This window comes from Halopseudomonas sp. T1L2 (genome assembly GCF_055397385.1).
This window is the reverse complement of sequence record NZ_AP040865.1, coordinates 631,644-653,474: the sequence shown is the minus strand read 5'-3', so window position 1 is coordinate 653,474 and position 21,831 is coordinate 631,644. Positions and strand designations below refer to the sequence as shown.

Sequence of the window (21,831 nt, the reverse complement as noted above, 5' to 3'; positions counted from 1 at the left end):
TATCCCACGACTTGTAGTTCACCACCCGCAGTGGCGGGGCCACATAGATCGGATGGTTTTCGTCCAAGATCACGCGGTTAATGTTCGGATTTTCGATCAAGAGGCCGAACGTCATCCTCAACCCCCCGTGTTGCTGATATCGAGGGAACCGCCCAGACCGGCAATGTCGAGCACCGCCAAGTAGAAATCCCCGACGCCCCCGCGCCAGTTGAAATTACCGTTCGCCGTCCAGCAATAGGGAGCCATATTCGATGCAAGCGATGGGTTCGAAGGGAACAACCCAAGACCTTCCAGCCCACTGGGCAAATCGCTGAGTGGCACCGAACCAGTGCTACCGGATGGGATGTCCAGAACGCCAGTCAGGCGGACAGTGCGAATCTCCGTGGAGAATGTGACATTGCCTGCGGCATCCCAAGTCGTAATCGACGCAAGATTCATGCGTTCATATCCCCGATCTGCACACGCAACCGCCCCCGCGCATCGAACACCTTGATCACCGAGTCACGAATCTCCATGCGCCCGCCAGCGCCGGAGCCGTTCAAGGTCATGCCGCCGTTCTTGTCCAGCAGCCAGCGAGGCTGACCATTACTCGCCACCGTGTTGGATTTGATCACCCCGGCAATATTGGCGTCAGTCACGCGCAGATTTTCAACGTCAATGGCATCTGCCCGCAGTTTGCCCGACAAAGTAGTGACCGGGTTGCCGGCGGCGTCAGTGATCTTGCCGAACGTGATAGGCCCGAGCTTACCCTGCTGGATAGAAGCATCGCGGATCATCGCCGTGTCGATGTAGACCGTACCGCCGGAAATGATGAAGGGCTTCACCTTACCCACCGCAGGCGAGCCGACTGAAAACTCGTCAGCCAAAACAGCAAAACTGGACGAGAGCCCATCGTTGTAAGTGATAAACCCGGAAGCGTAATTGCCGCTCGGATCGAGTTTGATCGACCAACTATTCTGGAGCAGCGAAACGCTCTGGTTGAACTCCTCCGCCAGCATCGACTGGTCGATCTGGCCGCTCAACTGTTCAATCAGGTAGCCGATGTCTTCAAGGCGCTGTACATTAAAAGGCAGCGAGAATGCGCCCATGCGATTGTGGATGCTGACGAACCGAATCCAGTACCAATACTCGGTGATTTCGGTATCCGGCAAGCGGTCAAAGTACGCCGACCCGCGCGAACTGTTAAGCAACACTCGCTCCAGCGGATTGTTGCTCTCCGCTCGCCAAATCTCGGTGTAGCCATGCACACCGTATGCAGCGAACGGGTCCTCCCACGACAACTGGATACCGCCGAAAGCCGGCTCGGCGGTAAAGCCAAGCGGGGCCGGGGGAACAATCCGTGTCCCCTCGTCCACCACCACAACCGGTTCCAACGAAGCCCTGGCCGGCGAGCCCAGTTTGGCAATGCCAGACTCGATCAAATCCCGCTTGGTAACCCCTTCTTCCAGGGGGTCACCGCGGCGACCGAGACGCACCTCGACCGCCTCCTTGATCGCCATAAGCATGTTGCGCAGCGCCGGATCGGTATTGCGCGGTGGCTCCGGGATAGACGCCAAAGGCTTCTTGATCATTCCAGCAGCTCCCTCGGATTCTGCCCAAGCCCGATTTCGGTGACACGCCCGTCACCTGACACTTGAACCTGCCAAGTGCGCGAAGGCTGACCGCCATGCAGCACAATCGGCTGCTCATTCTGGACCTGATAGGAATGCTCGGCGCTACCGCGAACAGTCAGTGTCACCGGATACCGGGTGCTCAACACGCGAGCGCGGGAGAAATTAACCGGCGGCGTCTCAAACAGCTTCGACGCCCAAGTGAAACTGCCGCCATCTTTCGACACGACATCAAAGGCCTTGCCCGAAGTGTCCAGCAGCACAGTCACGTCGCGCTTGGCGTCGTAATACGCTTGGCGCAGCTGAGTAGGTGCCACCGGGATATCGGTTAGGGTCGAGAAACCATTGCCGTCATTCGGATCAAACATCCACCATGCCGAGCCGACGCTGAACACATAGCGGCCCTCGTAGGCAAAGGCAACAATCGCGCTCGGGTTGAAATCACGCAGCCAGGTGTTGCGGTCGATGAAATCCTTGGTCAGCACCTGGGCTTCCTGGCCGGTAACCGCGACCAGCCCATCAGTGCTGGCGTAAACGACATAACTGCCCATATCCACCATGCTCTTGGCCGACAAACATGGGTGGTTCGCGTCGATTTCAACCGGCACGGCCGACTCGGGGTCGGCACCGAACGCCCAGTATGGTTTGCCCGAAGTGGCCACCAGCAAACCGTTCTGGGTAGGCCGCAGCCCAACAATGCGGTACTTGAGCGGGTAGCGATACGCCTCCGGCCAAGCATGCGGCAGGCGAAGCGAACTGAAACACAGGATGTTGTCGTGGAAGCCCGCGACAAAATTGGAAGCGACCGGCACCATCTGCGCCAATACAGGCGGCGGCACCCAATCCATGCTGATCAGCTCCTCGCCCTCCTCACCCAGCGCGACGGTATCGTTCCACTCCAGCGTCGGCAGCGGGACATCCGCGATGAACTGCCAACGCGAAGCGGTGCCGTCATAGGCCGCGCGGTAAATCCGCCGCTTGCCATCGGTGACGTTGGTGTCGGGCAACGATTCAGCGGTGAAAGTCAGCTTGCACGAGAAATCAGCGTTGTACGGCAGCTCCACAAGGGTAGAAGCCGGCGACGGGGCACCCTCATGTCCGAACTTGTCGACATAGGTATAGATGTAAGCCACCCGCACAGTGTCGGCAGTAACCCCCTCGTCCAGCGTGAACTGGGGCACCCCGACGATTACCGCCACCTGCGGCGTTTTCATCCCCAGCTTGTAGCTGACCGGGTTGATTTTCAGCCCGCCCTGAATGTAGTTCTCCGCCACCGTAAAGCGCGGCCCAGCAGCCGTGGTGTAGTAGACCCGCCCCCAGGCGTCGCTCGGGGCCACGATAGAAGCGAACGCCTCGCCTGTGGTGTCGGTAGTGAACGCCAACCGGGTATCACCGTTGGCCGGACGCAAAATACTGCGCACGGAAGATGTCAGCGGCGAGAAAGCCGCCGAAGGCTGAACGCCAATGGTTGCGGGGCCGAGAGTGCCTGACTCAAACCCCGTGTTCCGAGCCAAAGTGCCCAGTTTATCGGCCAATCGGCGGGGTTCAATCGCCGGAGCCATGCCGCCGAAGTCAACGAGTCGCAACCTCATTTCTTACCACCAAAACGACGCTGGAGTTCGTTCTCGATGAACAATTCCATCAGGGCGATGCCGCGACCACCCATGTGGCCGGCTACACCCACCAATGCTGCCGTGGCGTAGAACGAGAAGTTCATTTCCATGCAGACGTATGCAGTGATCACGCCCGCGAAGGCTGATACTGTCCACTCGCCGATGAGTTCCATAAGGCTAAAAGGCGCCCCCTGCCGCTTGAGGCGGGAGATATAGTTCGCGGTGCCGCCCCACGCCGCGATAAGAAGGAACCACATCCACCCAATGTGGGTGGCCGAGACCAGGTTCCAGAATTTGTCCATCCATCCGCTTTCCATCAGCGCACGACCTCCGCAGGGCCAAAACCGCGCGACCAGGCGCCGTAGAGGAAGCAAGCCTTACGCAGACCGTGGTCAGCGCGGCGGTCGATATGACAAAAGCCATCGTGCAAGCCAACAGCCCACCCTTTGCTCCACGCGAGGCGGGCGAATTTCAACTTGTCTTCGTCGGGGATATGTCGCCAGCGAACGTCCATCGCGCAGCACCCGCCAGTGGGATGCGCAGGGAAATCGCAGACGTGCAGGCTGCGCGGGTGACCACCCACAGCCTTGTTGTGTTCCTTACACCGGCACACGGAGCTGGGAATCATCGCGTTGCCATACTCCAGACGCAGATCGAGCAGCGCCTCAGCGAACCCGTCAGCAAGAATCACCTTGCCGCAGTGCTTGCAACCCAGTTCCTTGTCGGTGAAATACGTTCGACCTTCATGCTCGATCATTGCGATTGCTCCGGTAATTCAAAAACAGTTTCTCGACGGTGCGGCTGCCGAAATAGAACATGAACACGGACATCAGCAGGTCACGCAACATGGTCAATACGGTTTCGGGGACATCAATGAGAAAGGCCATCGTGAAAAGGCCCATGAGGTAAATGAGGGAAATGGGGCGGATGTTCTTCGACAGACGGCTGTCGCTGGTCATGTCGGCCTGATGTCGAGCAGTAATCGCCTGCTCCAGAGCCCGAGTCAGTTCGGCTTCGTGCGCCAGTGCAGCGCTACGGATAGCCGCCAGCTCCTCGGCGGTCATGTCAGGCTTGAGTTCGACGCCGAGCTTGTCCTCGACAAACGCCTTCCCCTTCGCCTGCACAGCATCCGCCACGACTTGCAATCCGTTGGATGCAAGCTGCGAAAGGATAGGTAGAAGCAATGCTGGGATAGCCACAGGGCACCTCGTCATAACGCGCCGCCCTGCGCATATTAGCAGTGCTGATATTCTACCTTACACGAAATGACGCCGCCAGCTATAGAGCCAATGCGGCCTTCGAGATATCCACGAGCAGAATGAGGCGATCACGATCCGTCCGGTTCCAGGCGCGGTGCGCGTCCTGGTCGTTGAACATCAAAAACTCACCGTTGCACCAATGACGAATCTCACCCATCACCTGTAATGCGCAATCACCGTCCGGGCAGTCCAGCCCGAGGTGCAAACGCCAGATATCCCCGGCATTGCCCTGATGCCAACGAATCTCGGCCCCTGCGCCGAGTAGCGAAAAGCCGAAAGTCTGAATCTCAGGGCGCTGAATCGCGGCAAACTGGCCGGGGTCAACAGCCCCGAACTCGTCAGAAAAAAGCCGATGCCTGTACTTGAACGAAGACACATCCCACTGGCCTGAATAGATCGGCTCAGGCCACTCGATAAAGCGCATTGCCGCAGCGGCCTGCCGAAGCGGCTCCAGCTCGCCGGTAAGCTCGGCGCATAACTCCCGGGTGAAAGGATGCGCCGTAGGGTCAACGAACGCCATCACCCTGCTCCTCAAATACGCCGATCCCGATGGCAGTGTCAGCAGTAACAGTCCTGACTTCGCCCGGACTAAGTGGAGCCGGGTTACCGTAAATCAGCTGTGGGTGCTCGCCGTGGATAAGGTAAACCGCGCGAGCACCCTCTGCGTAAGCCAACACAACCTGATCGCCAGCCGCAATGTCCAAACGCCGCAGTGACAACGCCATTACGCACCCCCTTCACTCACAAGCGCAATAACCATGTCCTCGTCAGGGGCCAGGGTATCACCCGGCAAAACGCCGAAGCCGCGCATTTCATCTGGACCGTAAACCACAGCAAAACCAACAGCACCCGGGGCGAAGGTGTAGCTTTCCCCCGCGCGGATGATCAATCGCTCCAAGATTTTGCCCTCAAACCGAGTGAGGTCAGGCGCGGGGCTGGCGCAAAGCAGTAGGCTGGGCACTTCGGCCTCAAACTCGACCCTCGCCTTGATAAAAACGCCGTTGCAGACGGGGTTAAGCGAGCCTTCCCAGATCGTAGGCCCCTCCAGCAGCGCGTTATGCACCTTGATACGACCGCCGGGGGCAATAACCGTGGCCGAGCGCAAAGGCCCGATATCACCATCGGCAAAACCGGAAGACACGAACGGATGACCGTCCGGGTTGTAGACCTCGTATGGCTCCCCGACAGCAAGCTCCACGCGCAGGCAGGCAAGCCAAAGGTCGGGGATAATCCAGACCTTTTTCCCGGCGGAATCTACAACCGGCATTCGACGCAGCTCAGTAATCATTTGTCAGTCCTGATTTTTTGGATGAACCAGTAGGCCAAGCCATCCTGGGTGATGTCCCTCGGGTCTTCGTGGTGGCGGACATGGCGGTTCTCACCAAACGTCAGCAGGCCGTTCAACGAACCCGAGTTCTTCGGCCCCATGTCATCATGGGCGAACACGATCAGGATTTGTCCCCATAGAGCGCCGAGGCACGGGATAGCCCACGCAAAGGTCACCAGCTCAAGACCGCCAAAAAGCCAAAGCAGCGCGACATACCCGGCCAGGATGGGGTAAAACCAGCGGTGCATGAAGCGCATAAACGGCTCCTTGGCCAAACGCATCACGGCAATCGTCCCGGTGCCTTGGCTGTGGAAGCAGAAGAACAGCGCCTTCCAGCCGAGGATCACGGGTGAATGGGGGTCTTTCGGTGTATCGACGTAACGGTGATGGTCAACGTGCTGCTGCACCCACTCCAGCGGCGTCAGCAGGCTGCCCACGGTGCCAAAAAACGTACCAAACCAGCGGAACCACAGCGGCGCTTCAAAAGCCCGGTGAGCCAGCAACCTGTGCATAGTGACTACGGTTCCGACACCGGCGTAGAGGGCGTACATGGAAACGGCCAACAGCCAGTGTGCTGCGGTGCCCGTGGCCACCGCGTAAGGGATAAACGCCAGCAGACCAAGCTGCATCAGCGTCATAAAGGTGCCTTTCTGGGTCATTTGAGGTTATCCAATTTCAATGGTTCGTGTGCCGGAGGTGGGGAGGATTTGCCCCTTGCTAGTTAGCGTCCAAGTCCACCGGGTTGCCGGATAGAGCGTTTGGTTATCATTTATCTGAGCCAAATTAACCCGCTCAGCGGTCGCGTTGGCCGGCAGCAGCTCTGCGACTACCGTAGACCCGTTCTTAACGCGAAGTACGGAGAAGAAATCCAGCGGGATTGTCTGCCCCGACACGGCAAAAATGAACAGCTTAGTTGCCGCTAGATCGTTGTGCTCCTCACCCAGTATGTAGACACTAGAACCCTCTACGGTCGAAGGGGCGATAGCGCCTATCGGGTTGTTGTTGGGGACGTAGAACGGACTTCTGTAGCGGCTAAAGCACCCACGCATTTCCGGTGTAGAGAGCTTGTCGGCCACATAGGGCTGGTAGCCAATAGTCAGAGTGCCGGAGAAGAGCAAAGCACTCTTCCCGAGCAAGTCCGCCAAGCTAATCGGGCCAGAGGGAATGCCGGCCAGCGCTCGCACCTCGGCCTGATCGAGGGAAATGGGGCCGGTCAGCCCCAGTTCCGTAGCAATGTCCTGAAACGTGATCTGCCCAGAACTGGGAAGTGCCATCACGCACCTCCCTTGAGGCGATTCACTTCCGCCCGCAGCTCTTTCACCGCCTCGATCAGCAGGCCGACCATGTTGCCGTAAGCCACCGTGAGGTGCTCACCGTCGTCACTTACGGCTTCTGGCAGTACAGCCTGCACCTCCTGGGCGATCACACCGGTCTGACGGAGGTCGATATCGGTACGGTCAAACACCACACCGCGCAGCTGATCTACCTTATCCAGCGCGTTCTCGATCACCTCAATGTTGGTCTTCACCCGAATATCGGACAAGCCACCGATGTTTCCTGCCGCGTAGATAGCGCCGCCTACGCCAACACCGCCAGTGACTTTCAGCGCACCGGTAGTCGGGCTGGTCGAAGCGGTAGCGCTGGAGAGCACTACGTCACCCGTCACAGTGCCACCGGCCAACGGCAGATAGTCATGGGTATGTGAAGCATCCGCCTTACCCGCCAAAGCAAACGTCAACCGGCGAGCACTAATAGCTCGGGCAGTAGACGCCGTACCAGTGGTAATTTCCGCTTCACTGATTTCACTGTAAGTGGTGTTCGACCACGGTACGTTGACCACCAGCCGCTGATCCGCGTTCATCTGAACCGCGTAAGTACGCGATGCGCTGGATGTCACCGCGACAGGCGCGACAGTCTGCTCCACATCAGAGCCAAGCCTTACGCCGCCGGGGTTATCCGCAGTAGCCGGAGCAATCGAAAATATGGTGCCGGACAGCGACAGACCAACACCCGCTGAATATGTGGTGTCGCCGACAAGTGCCTCAGCGGGCAAACGCGCAGGGTCAAGTACGCCGGAGGTAATGTCTGATGCGCTATGGCCATGCGAGGGCAAATCCCCAGCAACCAACGCAGCGCCGGCAGTAACACGCCCTTTGGCGTCCACAGTCACCTTCGGGTAGGTGCCCGCGACCACGCCAGTGCTCGCCAAAGTGAACGCTGCTGACACGTTGGCCGACCCGTTGAAGGATACCGTCCAGCTGCCGTCGCCCGTCGCTGTGATGCTGCGAGCGGTAGTCAGCGATGCAGCAGAGCCAGTCGTGTTCTGGTTCCCCGCAGTATTCACACCCGGCAAGTTGATATTTGCCGTGCCGTCAAAACTCACGCCGCCAATAGTGCGAGCAGTCGCCAGCTTGGTCGCTGTCGCTGCATTGCCGGTAGTATTCTGGTTCAGTGTCGGGATACGCGCAGCACTGATGGTTCCGGTCGCGATGTTGGAGGCGTTAATGTTGGTCAACTGACTGCCATCACCATCGGTCGTCAGAAGCTCCTTCCAAGAGCTAACCACCCCTGAGTTCTTGGTTCGGGTGTACAGCTTGTTCGTCCTCCAGTCGCCGGCAAACTGGAACATGAAGGAAGAGTTGTAGGCCATAGTAAGCAGGGCATGATCGGTGCCGGTAGGCTTATCAGTCGCGCCGGACGACAGGTAATTCACGCTAAAGCCACCTGCGGCCGACACGTCAGCGGTCGAGGTCGAATAGCTTGCCAGACCGATAGGGAACAGCGGTCTTGCGAGAGAAAAAGTGGTGCCGGCAAGCGACAACCCAGTGCCGGCTGAATAGGTTGTGTCGCCGATCAAAGCGGCAGCCGGGAGTCGCGCGGTGTCGATTGTGCCGGTGAGAGCGCTCGCGTTGATCGCAGTCAGCAGGCTACCGTCACCCGAGAACTTCGGCGCAGTAAGAACGCCTGTTGACCCTTTGAACGTGATATCGGTATGGCTGTAGATGACGCCACCGGCATTGATCGTCAGCGGGTATTCGCCAGAAAACGAGGTGCCGATGCTCGCCAGCTTGGTCGCAGTCGCCGCGTTACCTGTGGTGTTCTGGTTCCCCGTAACATTCACACCCGGCAGGTTGATATTGGCAGAGCCATCGAAGCTCACGCCGCCGATAGTGCGAGCAGTCGCCAGCTTTGCAGCGCTGAGCACACTCTTCTCATTGTCAGCGATGTTATCCACGTTACCCAGACCGACATCAGCCGCGGTTGGCTTGTTGGCCGTAGTGTAGAAAGTGTGCCAAGGCCCCCAAACAGTGTCACTGGTGGCTGTGCGAATGCCTACCGCCCCGTTGTCTCCGAACGCCAGCTGGGAGGACAAACCGCCGCTGGTGCCGACCCACGCATCGAGGTTTAGGAGCCGGTGGTAGGTGCCGCCACCAGCGGTAAAGCCGGTTGTCGCGTTGTACTTGAAGTGATACGTAACGCCATCGTTTTCGTACTCAGCCGGGATTGGGTCCTGGCTCCGTGTGTCCTTCCGGGCCAAGGCGCCGGCTGATCCGGCGGTGTTCTGGTTCAGCGTTGGGATGCGAGCGGCATTGAGGGTGCCGGAGACAATCTTGGAGGCATCGAGCGATGGGATGTCGGACGCCGACAACGCCGCCCCGCCAGTCACTCGCCCTTTGGCGTCAACCGTCACCTTCGGATATGTGCCCGCCGTTACACCGCTGTTAGCGAGAGTCATTGCGAAAGCTACCGCAGTTGAGCCGTCAACTGACGCCCCCCCAGATACATCGCCAGTAAATACCAGTGAGCGCGACGTACCCCACTTCTGGGTTGTAATATCTGCGGTGCCGTTAAAAGAGGTGCCGTTGATCGTGCGGGCAGTCGTCAGCCTCGCAGCAGACCCGGTGGTATCCTGGTTTAGCGTCGGGATACGAGCCGCCGCCAGCACTCCAGTGGTGATTTTCGATGCATCGAGTGCAGGGATATCAGCCGCAGTAAGACCGTCAATCGCCGCCTGGATCGCCGCATCGAACTCCGCCACGGTGAGAGTCATCATCGCGAAGGTGTCGATGCCCCAGGCCAAGCCGACTGTACCCTCCAGACCGCGGGTCACCCCGGTCAGGGTATAAGGGCCAGTGCCAGTGCGCCCGGTATAGGTGATCACCTCAAACGCCATAGGGCGACCGGGAGAATCAGTCAGTACCAGGCGACCGCCGTCAACCGGAGGTGCCTTGAAGCCGCCCACTGGCGCTTTGACAGACAGCGTGGTTTGGGTGTCGGTAGCAGCCGCAGCCAGCTGTACCTGAACAAAGTTCGCTCGGCTCATTTATTTCGTACCTTAATCTGGAACTCGACCTCCTTGGCGCGATCCTGCTCAGTTCGGACGAGGCAGGTAACCTTGTAATCAGTGAAATCCGTGCCACCGCCGAGCCACACCTTGAAGCGCGTGGGCTGCTCGCCGACCAGCACCACATCTGGATGCGGTGCGGGGCCGACAACCAACGCCGGTACGGGCTCGGTGCGACTGGTAATGGTGATGTCAACGCTCTGGATATCATCGCCAGGGATATCAGCGAACCAGCCGCTCATATCCACGTCGTAATCCAGCACGTCGCCGGGTTGCTTATTGAAAACGCTCATACGCCTCCATCACGCCGCAAGCTGACGATTAAAGCCCGCCACCGCGACCACGCGCGTGGAGGATTGGACTGTGGTAGTTCGGAGTGCAGACTCGACGCGGATCACCCGAGCGCCCAACGGTTGATCGGCAAAGCCGACGACATTGGTGCCCTCGCAGAAGGCTTCTGCGGTAGCCGTACCAGAAACAGGAATCTTCGGATGCAACGCCGCAGTAGCCGAAGGGAGTGAATGCCCGCCCGATGCGCCGATTGCCGCAAAGCGGGCAACAACTGCGCCAGTCCCGGCAGCGCCCGAAGTTGTCGCCTGGGCTCTGCCAACAGCGGCATTTGCTGCCTTGGCCGGTGCGGCCAGCGCAGTGCCACCGGCAGTGCCGGGGGCGGTCTCGATCACAACGCGCGTGGATACCGCGCCGGCCTGCGAATCGACGTTCACAGAACCGCTCACGATGTAGACGATGTTCGCCGGAGCAACCTCAGCGCGGGTGTTGGTTCTCACGCGGCCGAGCACACTGGCTTTGGCGCGGGCCGAGCCATGAGCCGCAGCGCCGACGACAACTGCCCCTTCAAACGGAACCACACGCTCGGTATCCGCAACCCCGAGCGCAACGCCCGAAGTGCGACCGGAAGCAGCCCGCCGGGCCTGGGCTTGGGCGCTTACGTTCGCAAAGCCGACAGCCAGCATTACCGAGTAGACGTAGCAGGTCGCCGTAGGCTCGGCAGCAGCGCGGACGTTGGAACGACCGAACCGGTACAACACCCCGTCGGACTCAAGGATGGGATCGCTATCGAGCAGAGCCTGGGCAGGTTCTGCAACACCCTGACCGTAGGCCTCCAACTGGGCCAGCGCAGTCGGCGTGGCAGAGGCAGTGGCATGACCCTCGGCGTTGAGATTCTGGGTAGCCGTGGCCTCAACGGATGCAGCCGCTACAGCCCAGCCACGTCCGACGTACCAATGCGTACCGAAGGTAAAGGCCTTCGCCGCGACTGCCGCCAATCTGGCATAAACCCAAGCGGCACCTTCCGCTTCGCCGAGGGCAACACCCTGGGCAACAGACGGAAAGTTGATGCGCACCCGGCGCTCGGGATTGGGCAGCGCACCTGCAACCGCCAATGCAACCGCATCAGCGGTAAAATCAACGCGGGCTTGGCCGAGCACCGAAGAAGCGGCGTGGCCATCGACAAAGCCCGAGAAATTAACCTTCGCCGTCGAAGTCGCGGCCGAAGTACACGAGACTACCGGCGACGTAGGGATTACGACCCTTACCGCCGAAGCCTGAGCAGCAACGGCAGACGCCGCCGCGCTGGCTCCAGACTTACGATTTGCAGATTCAACTACGCGGGCGCTGCTCGTGGCCGCAACTACGCCCCCGGCAGTTACCTGCCGAGGGTATAGAGCGCCACCAAAAAGCGAGCGACCAAATAGCATCGCTGGATTAGCTCAGCGTGACCACGAGCGAACCGACCGGGAACGACAGTACGTCGGACGGGTCAAGTGTCTTCGGGTTAGTCAGCGGAGCGTGGTACAGCAGGTTACCGCCAGTCTGGGCGTCGAACAGACCCCAGTGGGTAATGGTCACCTGAGTGTTGGCAATGGCCGGGAACACCAGAGTGCGGGTATTGCTGCCGCTGCCGTTGGCCGGCGCGGTGAAGCCGTCAGAGGCTACAGTAGCGTGGCACCGCTGACGAACATAAGCGCTGTCCGCCAACTCGGCACCAGTACGGGCATCGGTTGGATCGCTGGTGAACAGTGCCGCGAACACGGCACCGCCGGTGTAGCTGCCGCCACGGAGTGTGGCGTTGAACAGTGCATCTTCAAGATAGTCAGAAAAACCCGACATGGGAGGCCTCCAAAAGCATCAAGGATGGCGCCGCCATGCGCATAAATTAGCAGTGCTGATATTTTACATCATTCCAAGACCCGCGCCAGCCCCGGATTCTGGCTCACGACCGGTATCAACTGACGGGCCTTGGATGTCCACTCGCCCCCACCAAACAGCATGTCGATCTTACCGGGCACCGGGCCGAGGGCGCCAAAGACGCTGACCCCGTATTCCTGCTGCTGCCTCATGTTGATCAGGGCATCCAGCGGGCCAAAACCGCCAGCACGAGTGAAGACAGCGCTGAAATATTCCAGCGCATCCTCGTACTCCTGGCCGCGCTTACCGTTCAGGCGGCGAACCCAATCGCGGGCCTCAAGGGAAGCGGCAGCCAGCGGCAGTACGGCAATACCAAACACAATGAGCGGCATCGACACCGCCATAAACTGAGCGAAGGTCATCTGGTCCATGTGCTTGAAACGGCGGCGCATATCCCGGTAGATACCCAGCAGCACGTTGTCCGCGTAGGTGTACAGGAAATGCTTCAAGTGCCAAATCATCTTGAACCACGGGTTGTTGCCCCAGCCGGTAGCCTGGAACTTGCTCGGGTTAAGCGTCGCCTCGTTCACAAACTGACTGACCGCATCCGACACCTTGGCCGCAATGTCTGCCGTAACTGCATCCAGGTCAGGTGACCAAGTTGGGCGTCCGGCCTGCTCCCAGGCGTGGATGGTGCCTGCGTCGATGTTCAGCCGGGCCAATGCCTGCGTGTCACCTGTCGCAGCGGCGTTCAGCAGGTAGCGGATGCCGATTGCAGTGGCAAAGGTGCGGCTGGTGCGGACGATGGCGTCGTTGAGGTTCAGCTTGAAGAAGATCGACTGCGCCTTTTGAATCAGCGGGCTGCGATACTGCTCCCCGGTCATCTGCCAGACCACCTGCTCGGATGCATCCGAAAGCACAATCCCCATATCACGCGCAAAACGCTTGGCCTGCTGCATGTCGGTGAACAACTCACCGATACCAACTCGCCCGCCCGCACGGACAAACGGCAAGGCCAGCTCAGGGATAGACGCGATGCCGGAAAACGCCAGTACAGTCATCCCCACCCAACCGGTAACAAACTCCTGCGTGGTGCGGAGCCAGCCCGGCATGCTGTAGCCCTGAGGGTGTCGGCCCAAAGCGCCGTTGACCAGAACCAGAATCTCCTGCGCTGCCTGCTCGCCATGCTGCTCGCGAACACCATCCAGAAGCTCGTGGAACTTGGCATTCGGCGAAAAGCCAGCAACCTTGCGGCCATTGCGAAACGCATAGCGGGTCAAGTCCTCATCGCCGAAGAGGCCTTCCCATGCGGCGCGTTTGCTGATGCCACTAACCCAGTGGAACAGGGCTGCTTCATGGCGACGCAGCAGCCAGCCATCCTTGAGCAATTGCTCTTTGCCGATGGCATCCACAATGAGCGACGTGTTGGCATGCATACCCACGGGCATGCCGGGGGCAATGACGCCTTCCATGAAACCGGGGCCGTCGAGGATACCGCGCATAATCTCTTTCACCTCCGCCGGCTCGATTGGCGTACCGTCAGGGTTGGTGACCTTCTGCGCGATCAACTTCTCCAGGTCGGCCTGACGGGCACCAACCGCAAGACGGTCGAATACCAACGGGGCAAACTTCTCGTCCAGCTCAACGGACTGCAAACCCGCCCGCTTGGCCTCCGCCGACAGCGCATTGAGCAACGCCCGAATACGCTTACCCTGCTCTGTCTTCGGCGAATCGGAATAGCCATCCTCAAACATCGCCTGCAACTGGGCACGGCGCTGTGCCTTGCTGCCAGTGGTCTGCTTGCGCAGCTCGATCATCAGCTTATCGACGTGCGCCATCATGCGATCCTGCAAGGCCCGGGACTGTTGCTGCCAGCTGCGGCCATGCACTGACGCCTCCGAGTTCGTCGGTTGGAACAGCATCCGTGAGAGTTCCGGGGAATAGCGGGCAATGCGGCTGTAGACCATGCTGACGACAGGAGCCACAACTCCAACGCCCTGCTTCCAGTAACGCTGGCCACGGGCGACCAACATGCCCGCATCCGGTACGGCGCGGCGAAACGACGCACCATCGGTTTGCGGGAAGTTGCGCTGGCGGGCTTGGCCACTACGAATACCGCCACTGATCTGTCTGGCGAGCGCCTCCAGCTCAGTGCGACCAACCTCTCCATGACGCAGCCCCACCTTGCGCAGGGCAACGTCGAGCAGTGCAAGCAGACGATCCCACAAGGAACGCGCTGCCGAAGGCTCGCGCTCTGTGACCAGAGCAAAGACTTCCTCCGCCTGTTCATCGGCGCTTTTATCCGCGTACCGCGTCTCGATTTCGCGCCACAAAGAACGCATGCCGAGCGTCTTTTTTGATGCCAGGATTGCATCGAGGATGCGGCGCTTTACCTGAGCTGGGAACGTATTGAGGCCAAAATGGCCGAGCACTTCGTGGCGAAGCGTTTCCAGAACATCTTCCCGGCTGGAGGCGTTTTCGGCGATGAGTACCATTCGCCCCGGAACCGAGTTGGGGTTTCGAGATAGGGTGCGTCCATTATCGAGTCGCGCATTGAATCGGCCTCCTGCGGCATGGTATGCCCCTTTGATGATTCGGGGGCGTCCGTTCTCGTCGGTGAGTGATTCTGGGCCATAGACTTCCTCCTGAGTCTGTTTCACGGTGAACACCAGCTCGATGTTGCCGTTATACGCAGCCACAAACTCCTCGGCAATGGCCTCTACTTCCTCAACCGATAGCGAAGTCTCGGGCTTCTCGCCAAACACTGTGGATTCCAGGCGAAACAGCGGATGGGACTTCGGCGGCTTTGCCGGGGGCAGCTCGGCGCGACGCCAGCTCAGCGTGCGGGTAGTAGCCTCATTGCGCTGATCAGTCAGGGGCGCACCGTCAGCTGCCGCATCCTCCCTCGGCGGCGCGGCAGGCGTCTTGAGCGTAGGGTCAATATCCTTGGAGCCGGCAACCTCACGACGCTCATCGCGCAGGTTGTCCACCTCCGCCAGATGCGCTTTGGCCTTCTTGTCGATCCTGTTGTTGGATGCACGAAGCTGCTCAATTTTCTCCAGTCGAAGTGCTTGGAGCTGATCTCGGCTCAGACCATCAGTCTCCCCAATACGCGCCTTGAGCCACTGATTCACCTTCGCCATGTGGGCTGCAATGGCATCGTCAATCTCAGCAAGACGCGCCTCCCGTTGGGTAGCAGCATCATTACGCGCCGCCGCCAGCTCTTTGGCCTCATTCAGGCGCGACTGCACTTCCTTATTGGCTTCGTACCACGCGCGGATCGCGGCGTCCTGCGCAGCATCCTCGCCATCCATCAGGTCTTCAACGCTCAAACCGGCAAGAGGGTCGAACGCATGGGGGTCATAGGCCGGCTCGATTTCATCAAGCGAATTAGCGCGTTCGGCCACATGGTCGATATTGTCGATATCCTCTGCCATGAAGTGAGTGCCGATACCGCTGCGCTCTGCTTCATCAATTCGGCGGGTACTCGCCTCGTCACCATTCATCAAATCCGCATCTTCCAGCTGCTCCACGATGGCATCCGTGTCATCGCGGTTGCTTGCCATCCGGGCGCGGGAGTTCAATGCGTCGCGGCGACGCCGAGCCAATTGCTTCGTTTCACCGCGCAAACCGAGGTATCGACCGAATGCTTCATCCAGCGTTACGCCGAGGCTGGGAATCGTTACCCGGCCAACTACATCCACGGCATCGCGCAGGGGCTTATCACTTTTCGGGCTCGGCTTGCGGACATACGATGACTGGCCAGCGACAGTGACCTTTTCACCGTTCACCATGTCGATCCAGCGGGCGATAGCCTCCCTGATATTAGGGACACGCTTGGTGTACTTGGCTACCGCCTGCTCGACAACACTGCCCGGTTCCAGCGCGTCGATAAGCTCGTCGGCGAGCAGGTTTGCTTGGTCGACAACATCGTCCAGCTGTCGGGTCAACACATGATCCAGATGGCCTGCATCCTGCTGTTCGCGCATAGCGGCCATCGCCTCGCCGAACGTGACAGGCTCCCCGTTCTCGCGGCGGACATAAATGATCAAGTCATCAGGGATCGTGCGGATAAAGCCGCGAGCAACCCCGAACGCATTCGGGATTTCACTCGACTGGGCACCCGCCATGATGCGCGACAGGTTTTCCATCAGGTTGCCGGCCGCCTCCACCGCCGTGGCTGGTACGCGCTCACCGCCCTGTGCGTACAGCGCCAAGCTGACCGCATCCACGACGGAGCCGTAAATCGAGCCGGGTACGCGCGGCACCGCCAGCAGGTTACGGCCATCGAAGCGGCGGGTGATTTCCTGTGAAACGCCGCCGCGCTGCGGAAAGCTGGCTTGTTTCAGCTGCTCTGCGCTGGGGAGTATGGCGAAGTTCCAGTGCTTGAGGGACATGCTGCGCAGCGCCCCAAAGAAACTCGCGTCCGACATGGACTGCTCGCCAAAAGGTGAGTTGGGGTCGATGGAGACACCATCTTCACCACGACCAGAGTCGTGGCCTTTATCCGTCGCCGTCAACGGGCGGTCGCCACGGCTGCGCTCATAGGCGCCGATCAACGTCATCCGATTCACGCCATCGGCACCGTAGATTGAATACAGCTCGCGGGTCATTTCCGACAGCGCCTGTGCCGGGTCATCTGCCAGCGCCTCGGCCAGCACTTCCAGCAGCTCGTCCTCGGTCAGCGCCGTGCCGTCATCCTCCAGCCCATAGCGGTTGGCGACTTGCAGGGCCAACATGCGGGAGACGCGCGGGTCTTCACGCATTGCCATCGCCAGCAGGGCATCTTCCGCGCTCACCTGCCGGCCGGCAGCACGGGACATCATTTCGTCGGTGATTCCGAACTCGGTAACAATCGCGGGCATCAGTGCCTGCGCGTTATATCCCGGAAGCGCCTTCATCACCCCGATAGCGACCGACGCCATAGCGCGGGCGTAGTGGAGTGACACCGCCTCGGATTCGGACAGTGCGGTCGGTCGGCCCTCTGCCTTGAGCACTTGCGCGATCCCTTCCAGATACAATGCAGTGCCCGCCGGCCAGCCATCCGCAGCCTGGTCGGTCAACGGCGTTTGCTCGATCAGCTTGTACAGCCGGGTCAGTGGGGAGTCCATCGCCGAGGGCTCATACTCCACGGTGGCGACCACATCCTCGTCGCTCTCCACGTTCGTGTCGTCAAAGCGGGATTTGCCGATACCGTAGGTCGCCTGTTCACCCACGACGGAGCCGAGCATGTCCAAAAACTCGGCGCGACGTTCACCGTTGAGGTCAACGCCCCAGCTCTCAAGCTCCTTGAACAGCAGCAGCATTTCCTTCGGTTCCAGACGGCTGAGGTTGTCCTCCAGCGCTTGACCGGTGAGAACCTCACCCCGCTTGCCGAACAGCGCCTTCTTGAACAGCTTGCCCTGCATCAACGCGCCAAGCAGATTGTCCGGGCGCTCGGAAGGCGGCGTCGGTTTTTGGGGCGCCTCGCCCTGCTGCCCAGGCTCGTCAAACGCTGCACTGAAACTCTCGCTTTCGACCCCCTTCGGTTGGCGCTGGGCAATCTCTGCCACCAGAGCGCCGACATTGAAGCCGCCACGTTGGGGCATACCCAAGGCTTCCGCGATCTTCGTCACCTCTGTCGAGGGCAGATCGTCGATAGCCTTCGCGAAAGCCAGCGTGGAGCCGAAACGCTCCTTGATTTTCGCCTGGATTACAGAGTGCAGCTCGTTGCGGCCTTTCAGCAGATTGCGGGAGTTGTAGTACCGGGCAGTGGCCTCGGCTTCACTCAGCCCGAGAAGATCGGCAACCGCCTGCACGTCATCGAGACGGCGCATCTTGTTGTTGGTTACGGGGGTCGCCAACCCACCTGTCAGGCGGGCGAGCAACGCCTCGCCGAATCCGGTTTTCTTAAAGCGTTCCGCCTCAATGCCAACCTTCTTCGCCTGTTCAGTCAAGGCCTGCCGATCACGCTCGGCCAGTTTTTGATTACCGCGCCATTCATGGGGCTTGACCTCACGAGACAGCAGCTCAGCCTTCTCTGCCCGTTCTGCCTCAACGGCCTGTTTGCGCTCAGCAATGACGACCTCCGGTGCCTTGGTCTCAACAGTAGCCCCGGGAAACTTGGCCTGCTGGTCGAGGATCACCTGATCGACAACAGACTTGCCGACGAGCTGATTTCGCAATACCGCACCATCAGTATCGCGGGTCTCGACGACCACTACCCCCTCAGGGTCAGCCGCCGCTTCGTCCTTGGTCTGCGCGTAGCCATTGGCACGACGCAAATCATCCTGGGTCGGCTGATCCGGGATGCTGTCGAGTACCTGCTGTTCAGCGACCAGAACACTGCCATCAGATAGCTCTTTGACAGGCTTGCCAGCCTCCGCTGCAATCGCCTTAGCCTGCTCAGCGTTCTCGGCGGTGAACCAGTTGGCTTCGCCTGTGGGGGTAGAGCTGATCTGTGCACGGATGTCGCGCTCCGGCTCAGGCGCCGTGTCCTGTACCGGGTCACTGGCACCCGGAAGCATATCGTCGTAGCCCTTGTTGGCCAGTTGCAAACCGCCAACGGCCAGATTACCGGCACCGGCTACGCCGCCACCAGCGATGCCGCCCTTAAGCATGGCGTCGATGACGTTCGCCCACTCGATTTCGTAATCAGGCTTCTGGGCGCTGATGGCCATTTCGTCCATGAGCGTCTGAGTCGCCTCAGTCACAGACTCGGCGGACCCGGCAATGCCAACAGACGCGGCTGTACGCTTGAGCAGATCAGCTACACCGTCCGGGGTAACGCCGTCGCGGGTCAAGCCCCTGAACGTCTGCCCCAGCACCTTCTCAAAACCGTAATAGTCGAGCGCCGCTTTACCAACGCCGAGGGTGAGGGCCAATTCCGGGTTGTCGATACCTTCGGTGGCGAACTGCATCTGCGATTCACCAGCACCCTGCATGTACATTGAGGCGAGTGTCCCGAACTTACCGCCAGCATGAAACCGATCAAATGCGGAAAGCCCCTCACCTGCGAGCCTGGACGACCGAGCCACCGCCTGGCTACCGCCGAAGCGGCGCAAAGCCGACTTACCAATCCCCGCCAGTGCCGCCCGGCTCAAAACCAGACCGGCAGCAGCCGGAGCACCGACACCCGTGGATGCAAGTGCGCCGGAGGCCGCATACGTCGCGGCATCCATCGCAAGCTGAGGGGAGTATTCGACCAGTGCCTCCAGCGCGTAGATACCAGCATCGGCAAGACTGTCGATATCCTCATACGTCGACACCGTGGCAGGGCTGGCCATCGCTTCCCAGATGTTCCGCGCCATGCCCTCTTCGCCAAACTTTTCCAGCGCGTTGATGCCGGTCGCGCTGCCGAGAGCATTGGCGAAGCCGTAGAACGTCGCTTGGGTGTTATCGACACCGCGGTCCCATGCACGGTCGATGACGCCGCGCTCTTCGCGGGGGTCAGCTACATATGGCATGCCCATACGAAAACCGCCGGCTGCCATCTTGGCGTTGATCGCCTCAAGGCGCTGGGCGCGAGCGTATTCTGCGAGCTGCTGGAAGGCTGGATCGGCCTCGATGCCGGTCGGTGCTGTGCCGAGTGTGCGGCGGACTGCGCCCTGAATCGAGTTGGTTCCGGACGACATTTCGCCGTACATGGGCGATGCCATACCTGCGTCGACCAACGTCTGAGAAAGCGTATTGCCGTTGGGGTCAGTGAACTGGGCTACATCCCGCCCGTATACGCCCTGAGTGACGGTGCCTTGACGTTCAAAACCGCCGACCGTGGTAGCGTGGGTAGAAAGTGCGCGGGTGGAGCTGCCCCCGACATCTTTCGCCTCGGGGGCGTTTGCCCCGGCAAGACGGGTTCCTTCACCCGCGCCAGTGTAGGTGGTGTCCCCGTCGTACCAGAAAAAGCGTTCGCTCATAAAAAAACCTCGCGTGTCGATGCCCCATTATAAGGCCACGCGAGGCTTTTATCAGCACTGCTTATTTACCGAACCCCGCCACCACCTCACCTGCCACGGTCTCAAAATCCAGCTCGGGGTTGGCTTTCAGCCGCCGGGAAATCTCCAGCGCAATGGCGTCGCGCTCTTCCGGCTTCCGATCTGCCAGCTGCGGAGACATCGCCGCCTGGGCATAGGCATCCAGATCACCGCCAGCTTCGGCAGCGTTCAGCAAGAATGTCGGGTTGCCCTTGTATCCAGTCCGGGCCATGGTGTCCATAATGCCGTACAGTACGCTGTCGGCCTCCCGGTTGGTCGGGTCGCCCAGCCTTAGTTGAAATTCAGGCGGGAACTGGCTCAGAAGTGTCATCGCTTCGTTCCGCGTCATCCCGTCGTAGTTCTTACTGCGCGAAGACGGAAGCGTCCCGGCGATGTTCTTGATCCGAGTGTCGAAGTTCTTGTAGGCCGCATCCTGTTGACCCGGCAACGCCTGGCTGAGCGTCTGTTGCCGGGTGATATAGCCCTCACCGTACAGCATGTGCTGGCTACGCACACTGTCAATGCCGGCCTGCGTAGAATCCCTAATGTACTTGTTGGAGTTCTCATACTCCCGGGCAGAGTTGGCCCGCTCCGACTGTGCCCGTTCAAGCTCGGCAGACAGCGTTTGCGCCCTTCCGGTAGCCGGAGAAAACTGGACATGCGATGCGTTCGGGCCACCAAGCGAAACACGCGAACTGGCTTCATCCTGCTTCGCTGCATCCAGCTCAGCCTGAATACGCTCAATCTTCGCATCCTGTTGAGCCAACGCGCGTTGCTGGCCCGGGGCCGAAGCCGCCAGTGCCTGTTCGGCCCGTGTTTGGAGGCCCTGCACCTGCGCATCGGCAAGCGACGCGGAACGCTGGGCTTCGCGGAAATTGGGATCGGCCAGATTACGCAACTGGGTCATGTTGATTTCGACGACCAGATCATCCGGGTCGCTGGTGCCATTGACGGTCAGCGGTGCCCCGCCGGGCTTGATCGGGGCACCGGTGGCATCACGGCCCGCAACACGGAGCACCAGGCCGTTGGGAGTCGGCACCACCTGTCCGCCGGTAAGCATGGCGGCCCGTTCGGCACTGATCATCCCGTTGGCAACAGCCACCCCTATCATAGATTTGATTATCTGCGGGTTGTTGTTCGCCCGCTCCGCATAAGCGTACTGGTCAGTAATGTACTGCCCGTCGTCACCGATCAACGAGGTCTTGAACAAAGCAGTATCGTTCGCCTCGCGGCGCTGACGCTCGGCAGTATCCCGGTTGTAGTTGAACTGATCACGGCCCAGGCGAAGGTTACCTTCACTTACTGCCACTTGCCGCTTGGAAACCTCGTAATCCTTTTCCCACTGCTCGCCCTCGCGGGTGAAATTGCGCTCCCACTGGTCGTCAGCCACGCGGTCGCGGCCGACCTGGTAGGTAAACTCCTGCTCATAGCGGCGGTCGCTCTCAGCATCCCGCGCAAGAGTACGGGCCTCGTTGCGGTTCGCCCGGGCCTCGTCCTTCATCGCCTGATAGTAGTTCAGGCCGATAGTGCTGCCGCGCTCAAGGCCTTGCAGTACGGCTGATAGTGCATTGCTCATC

At 60.1% G+C, this 21,831-nt stretch carries 17 protein-coding genes; all 17 read right to left on the bottom strand.

Annotation, left to right across the window (positions count from 1 at the left end):
- Window positions 1-117: 117 nt before the first annotated feature.
- A complete protein-coding gene (locus tag ACZ5WQ_RS03165) occupies window positions 118-438 on the bottom strand; it encodes a hypothetical protein (protein ID WP_464383126.1) in 321 nt (106 codons plus the stop codon).
- On the bottom strand, window positions 435-1,571 hold the full coding sequence (locus ACZ5WQ_RS03160) for a phage tail tip fiber protein (RefSeq protein ID WP_464383125.1): 1,137 nt from the start codon (window positions 1,569-1,571) through the stop codon (window positions 435-437). Before ACZ5WQ_RS03160 ends, ACZ5WQ_RS03165 begins: the two co-directional genes overlap by 4 nt.
- Complete coding sequence (locus tag ACZ5WQ_RS03155; RefSeq protein WP_464383124.1) at window positions 1,568-3,172, bottom strand: hypothetical protein; 1,605 nt, start codon at window positions 3,170-3,172, stop codon at window positions 1,568-1,570. The genes ACZ5WQ_RS03160 and ACZ5WQ_RS03155 overlap by 4 nt, the downstream gene beginning before the upstream one ends.
- 26 nt (window positions 3,173-3,198) lie before the next feature.
- On the bottom strand, window positions 3,199-3,525 hold the full coding sequence (locus ACZ5WQ_RS03150) for a phage holin family protein (RefSeq protein WP_464383123.1): 327 nt from the start codon (window positions 3,523-3,525) through the stop codon (window positions 3,199-3,201).
- Between the two features lie 14 nt (window positions 3,526-3,539).
- Entirely contained in the window at window positions 3,540-3,980 is a 441-nt protein-coding gene (locus tag ACZ5WQ_RS03145; RefSeq protein WP_464383122.1) for a D-Ala-D-Ala carboxypeptidase family metallohydrolase, read from the bottom strand.
- Complete coding sequence (locus ACZ5WQ_RS03140) at window positions 3,967-4,359, bottom strand: hypothetical protein (RefSeq protein ID WP_464383121.1); 393 nt, start codon at window positions 4,357-4,359, stop codon at window positions 3,967-3,969. The genes ACZ5WQ_RS03145 and ACZ5WQ_RS03140 overlap by 14 nt, the downstream gene beginning before the upstream one ends.
- Window positions 4,360-4,501: 142 nt before the next feature.
- Window positions 4,502-5,002: an aspartyl/asparaginyl beta-hydroxylase domain-containing protein gene (locus ACZ5WQ_RS03135; protein ID WP_464383120.1), complete on the bottom strand. Its 501-nt coding sequence runs from the start codon at window positions 5,000-5,002 to the stop codon at window positions 4,502-4,504.
- Window positions 4,989-5,207: a hypothetical protein gene (locus ACZ5WQ_RS03130; RefSeq protein WP_464383119.1), complete on the bottom strand. Its 219-nt coding sequence runs from the start codon at window positions 5,205-5,207 to the stop codon at window positions 4,989-4,991. The genes ACZ5WQ_RS03135 and ACZ5WQ_RS03130 overlap by 14 nt, the downstream gene beginning before the upstream one ends.
- Complete coding sequence (locus ACZ5WQ_RS03125) at window positions 5,207-5,770, bottom strand: hypothetical protein (protein WP_464383118.1); 564 nt, start codon at window positions 5,768-5,770, stop codon at window positions 5,207-5,209. The genes ACZ5WQ_RS03130 and ACZ5WQ_RS03125 overlap by 1 nt, the downstream gene beginning before the upstream one ends.
- Complete coding sequence (locus ACZ5WQ_RS03120) at window positions 5,767-6,468, bottom strand: fatty acid desaturase (protein ID WP_464383117.1); 702 nt, start codon at window positions 6,466-6,468, stop codon at window positions 5,767-5,769. The genes ACZ5WQ_RS03125 and ACZ5WQ_RS03120 overlap by 4 nt, the downstream gene beginning before the upstream one ends.
- 6 nt (window positions 6,469-6,474) lie before the next feature.
- A complete protein-coding gene (locus ACZ5WQ_RS03115) occupies window positions 6,475-7,083 on the bottom strand; it encodes a hypothetical protein (protein WP_464383116.1) in 609 nt (202 codons plus the stop codon).
- Window positions 7,083-10,133, bottom strand: coding sequence for a tail fiber domain-containing protein (locus ACZ5WQ_RS03110; protein WP_464383115.1), 3,051 nt, complete (start codon window positions 10,131-10,133; stop codon window positions 7,083-7,085). The genes ACZ5WQ_RS03115 and ACZ5WQ_RS03110 overlap by 1 nt, the downstream gene beginning before the upstream one ends.
- Window positions 10,130-10,447: a phage fiber-tail adaptor protein gene (locus ACZ5WQ_RS03105; protein ID WP_464383114.1), complete on the bottom strand. Its 318-nt coding sequence runs from the start codon at window positions 10,445-10,447 to the stop codon at window positions 10,130-10,132. Before ACZ5WQ_RS03105 ends, ACZ5WQ_RS03110 begins: the two co-directional genes overlap by 4 nt.
- Before the next feature lie 9 nt (window positions 10,448-10,456).
- Window positions 10,457-11,602: a hypothetical protein gene (locus ACZ5WQ_RS03100; protein ID WP_464383113.1), complete on the bottom strand. Its 1,146-nt coding sequence runs from the start codon at window positions 11,600-11,602 to the stop codon at window positions 10,457-10,459.
- Between the two features lie 277 nt (window positions 11,603-11,879).
- The gene (locus ACZ5WQ_RS03095; RefSeq protein ID WP_464383112.1) at window positions 11,880-12,284 is read right to left on the bottom strand and encodes a phage tail fiber protein; all 405 of its coding nucleotides are present in this window, start codon (window positions 12,282-12,284) and stop codon (window positions 11,880-11,882) included.
- 68 nt (window positions 12,285-12,352) lie between these two features.
- Window positions 12,353-20,197 (bottom strand): hypothetical protein, encoded by a 7,845-nt coding sequence (locus tag ACZ5WQ_RS03090; RefSeq protein WP_464383111.1) that lies wholly within the window; start codon window positions 20,195-20,197, stop codon window positions 12,353-12,355.
- Window positions 20,198-20,258: 61 nt separating this feature from the next.
- Window positions 20,259-21,830 carry a hypothetical protein gene (locus ACZ5WQ_RS03085; protein WP_464383110.1) on the bottom strand — a complete coding sequence of 524 codons (1,572 nt, stop codon included), beginning with the start codon at window positions 21,828-21,830 and terminating at the stop codon, window positions 20,259-20,261.
- Window position 21,831 lies beyond the last annotated feature (1 nt).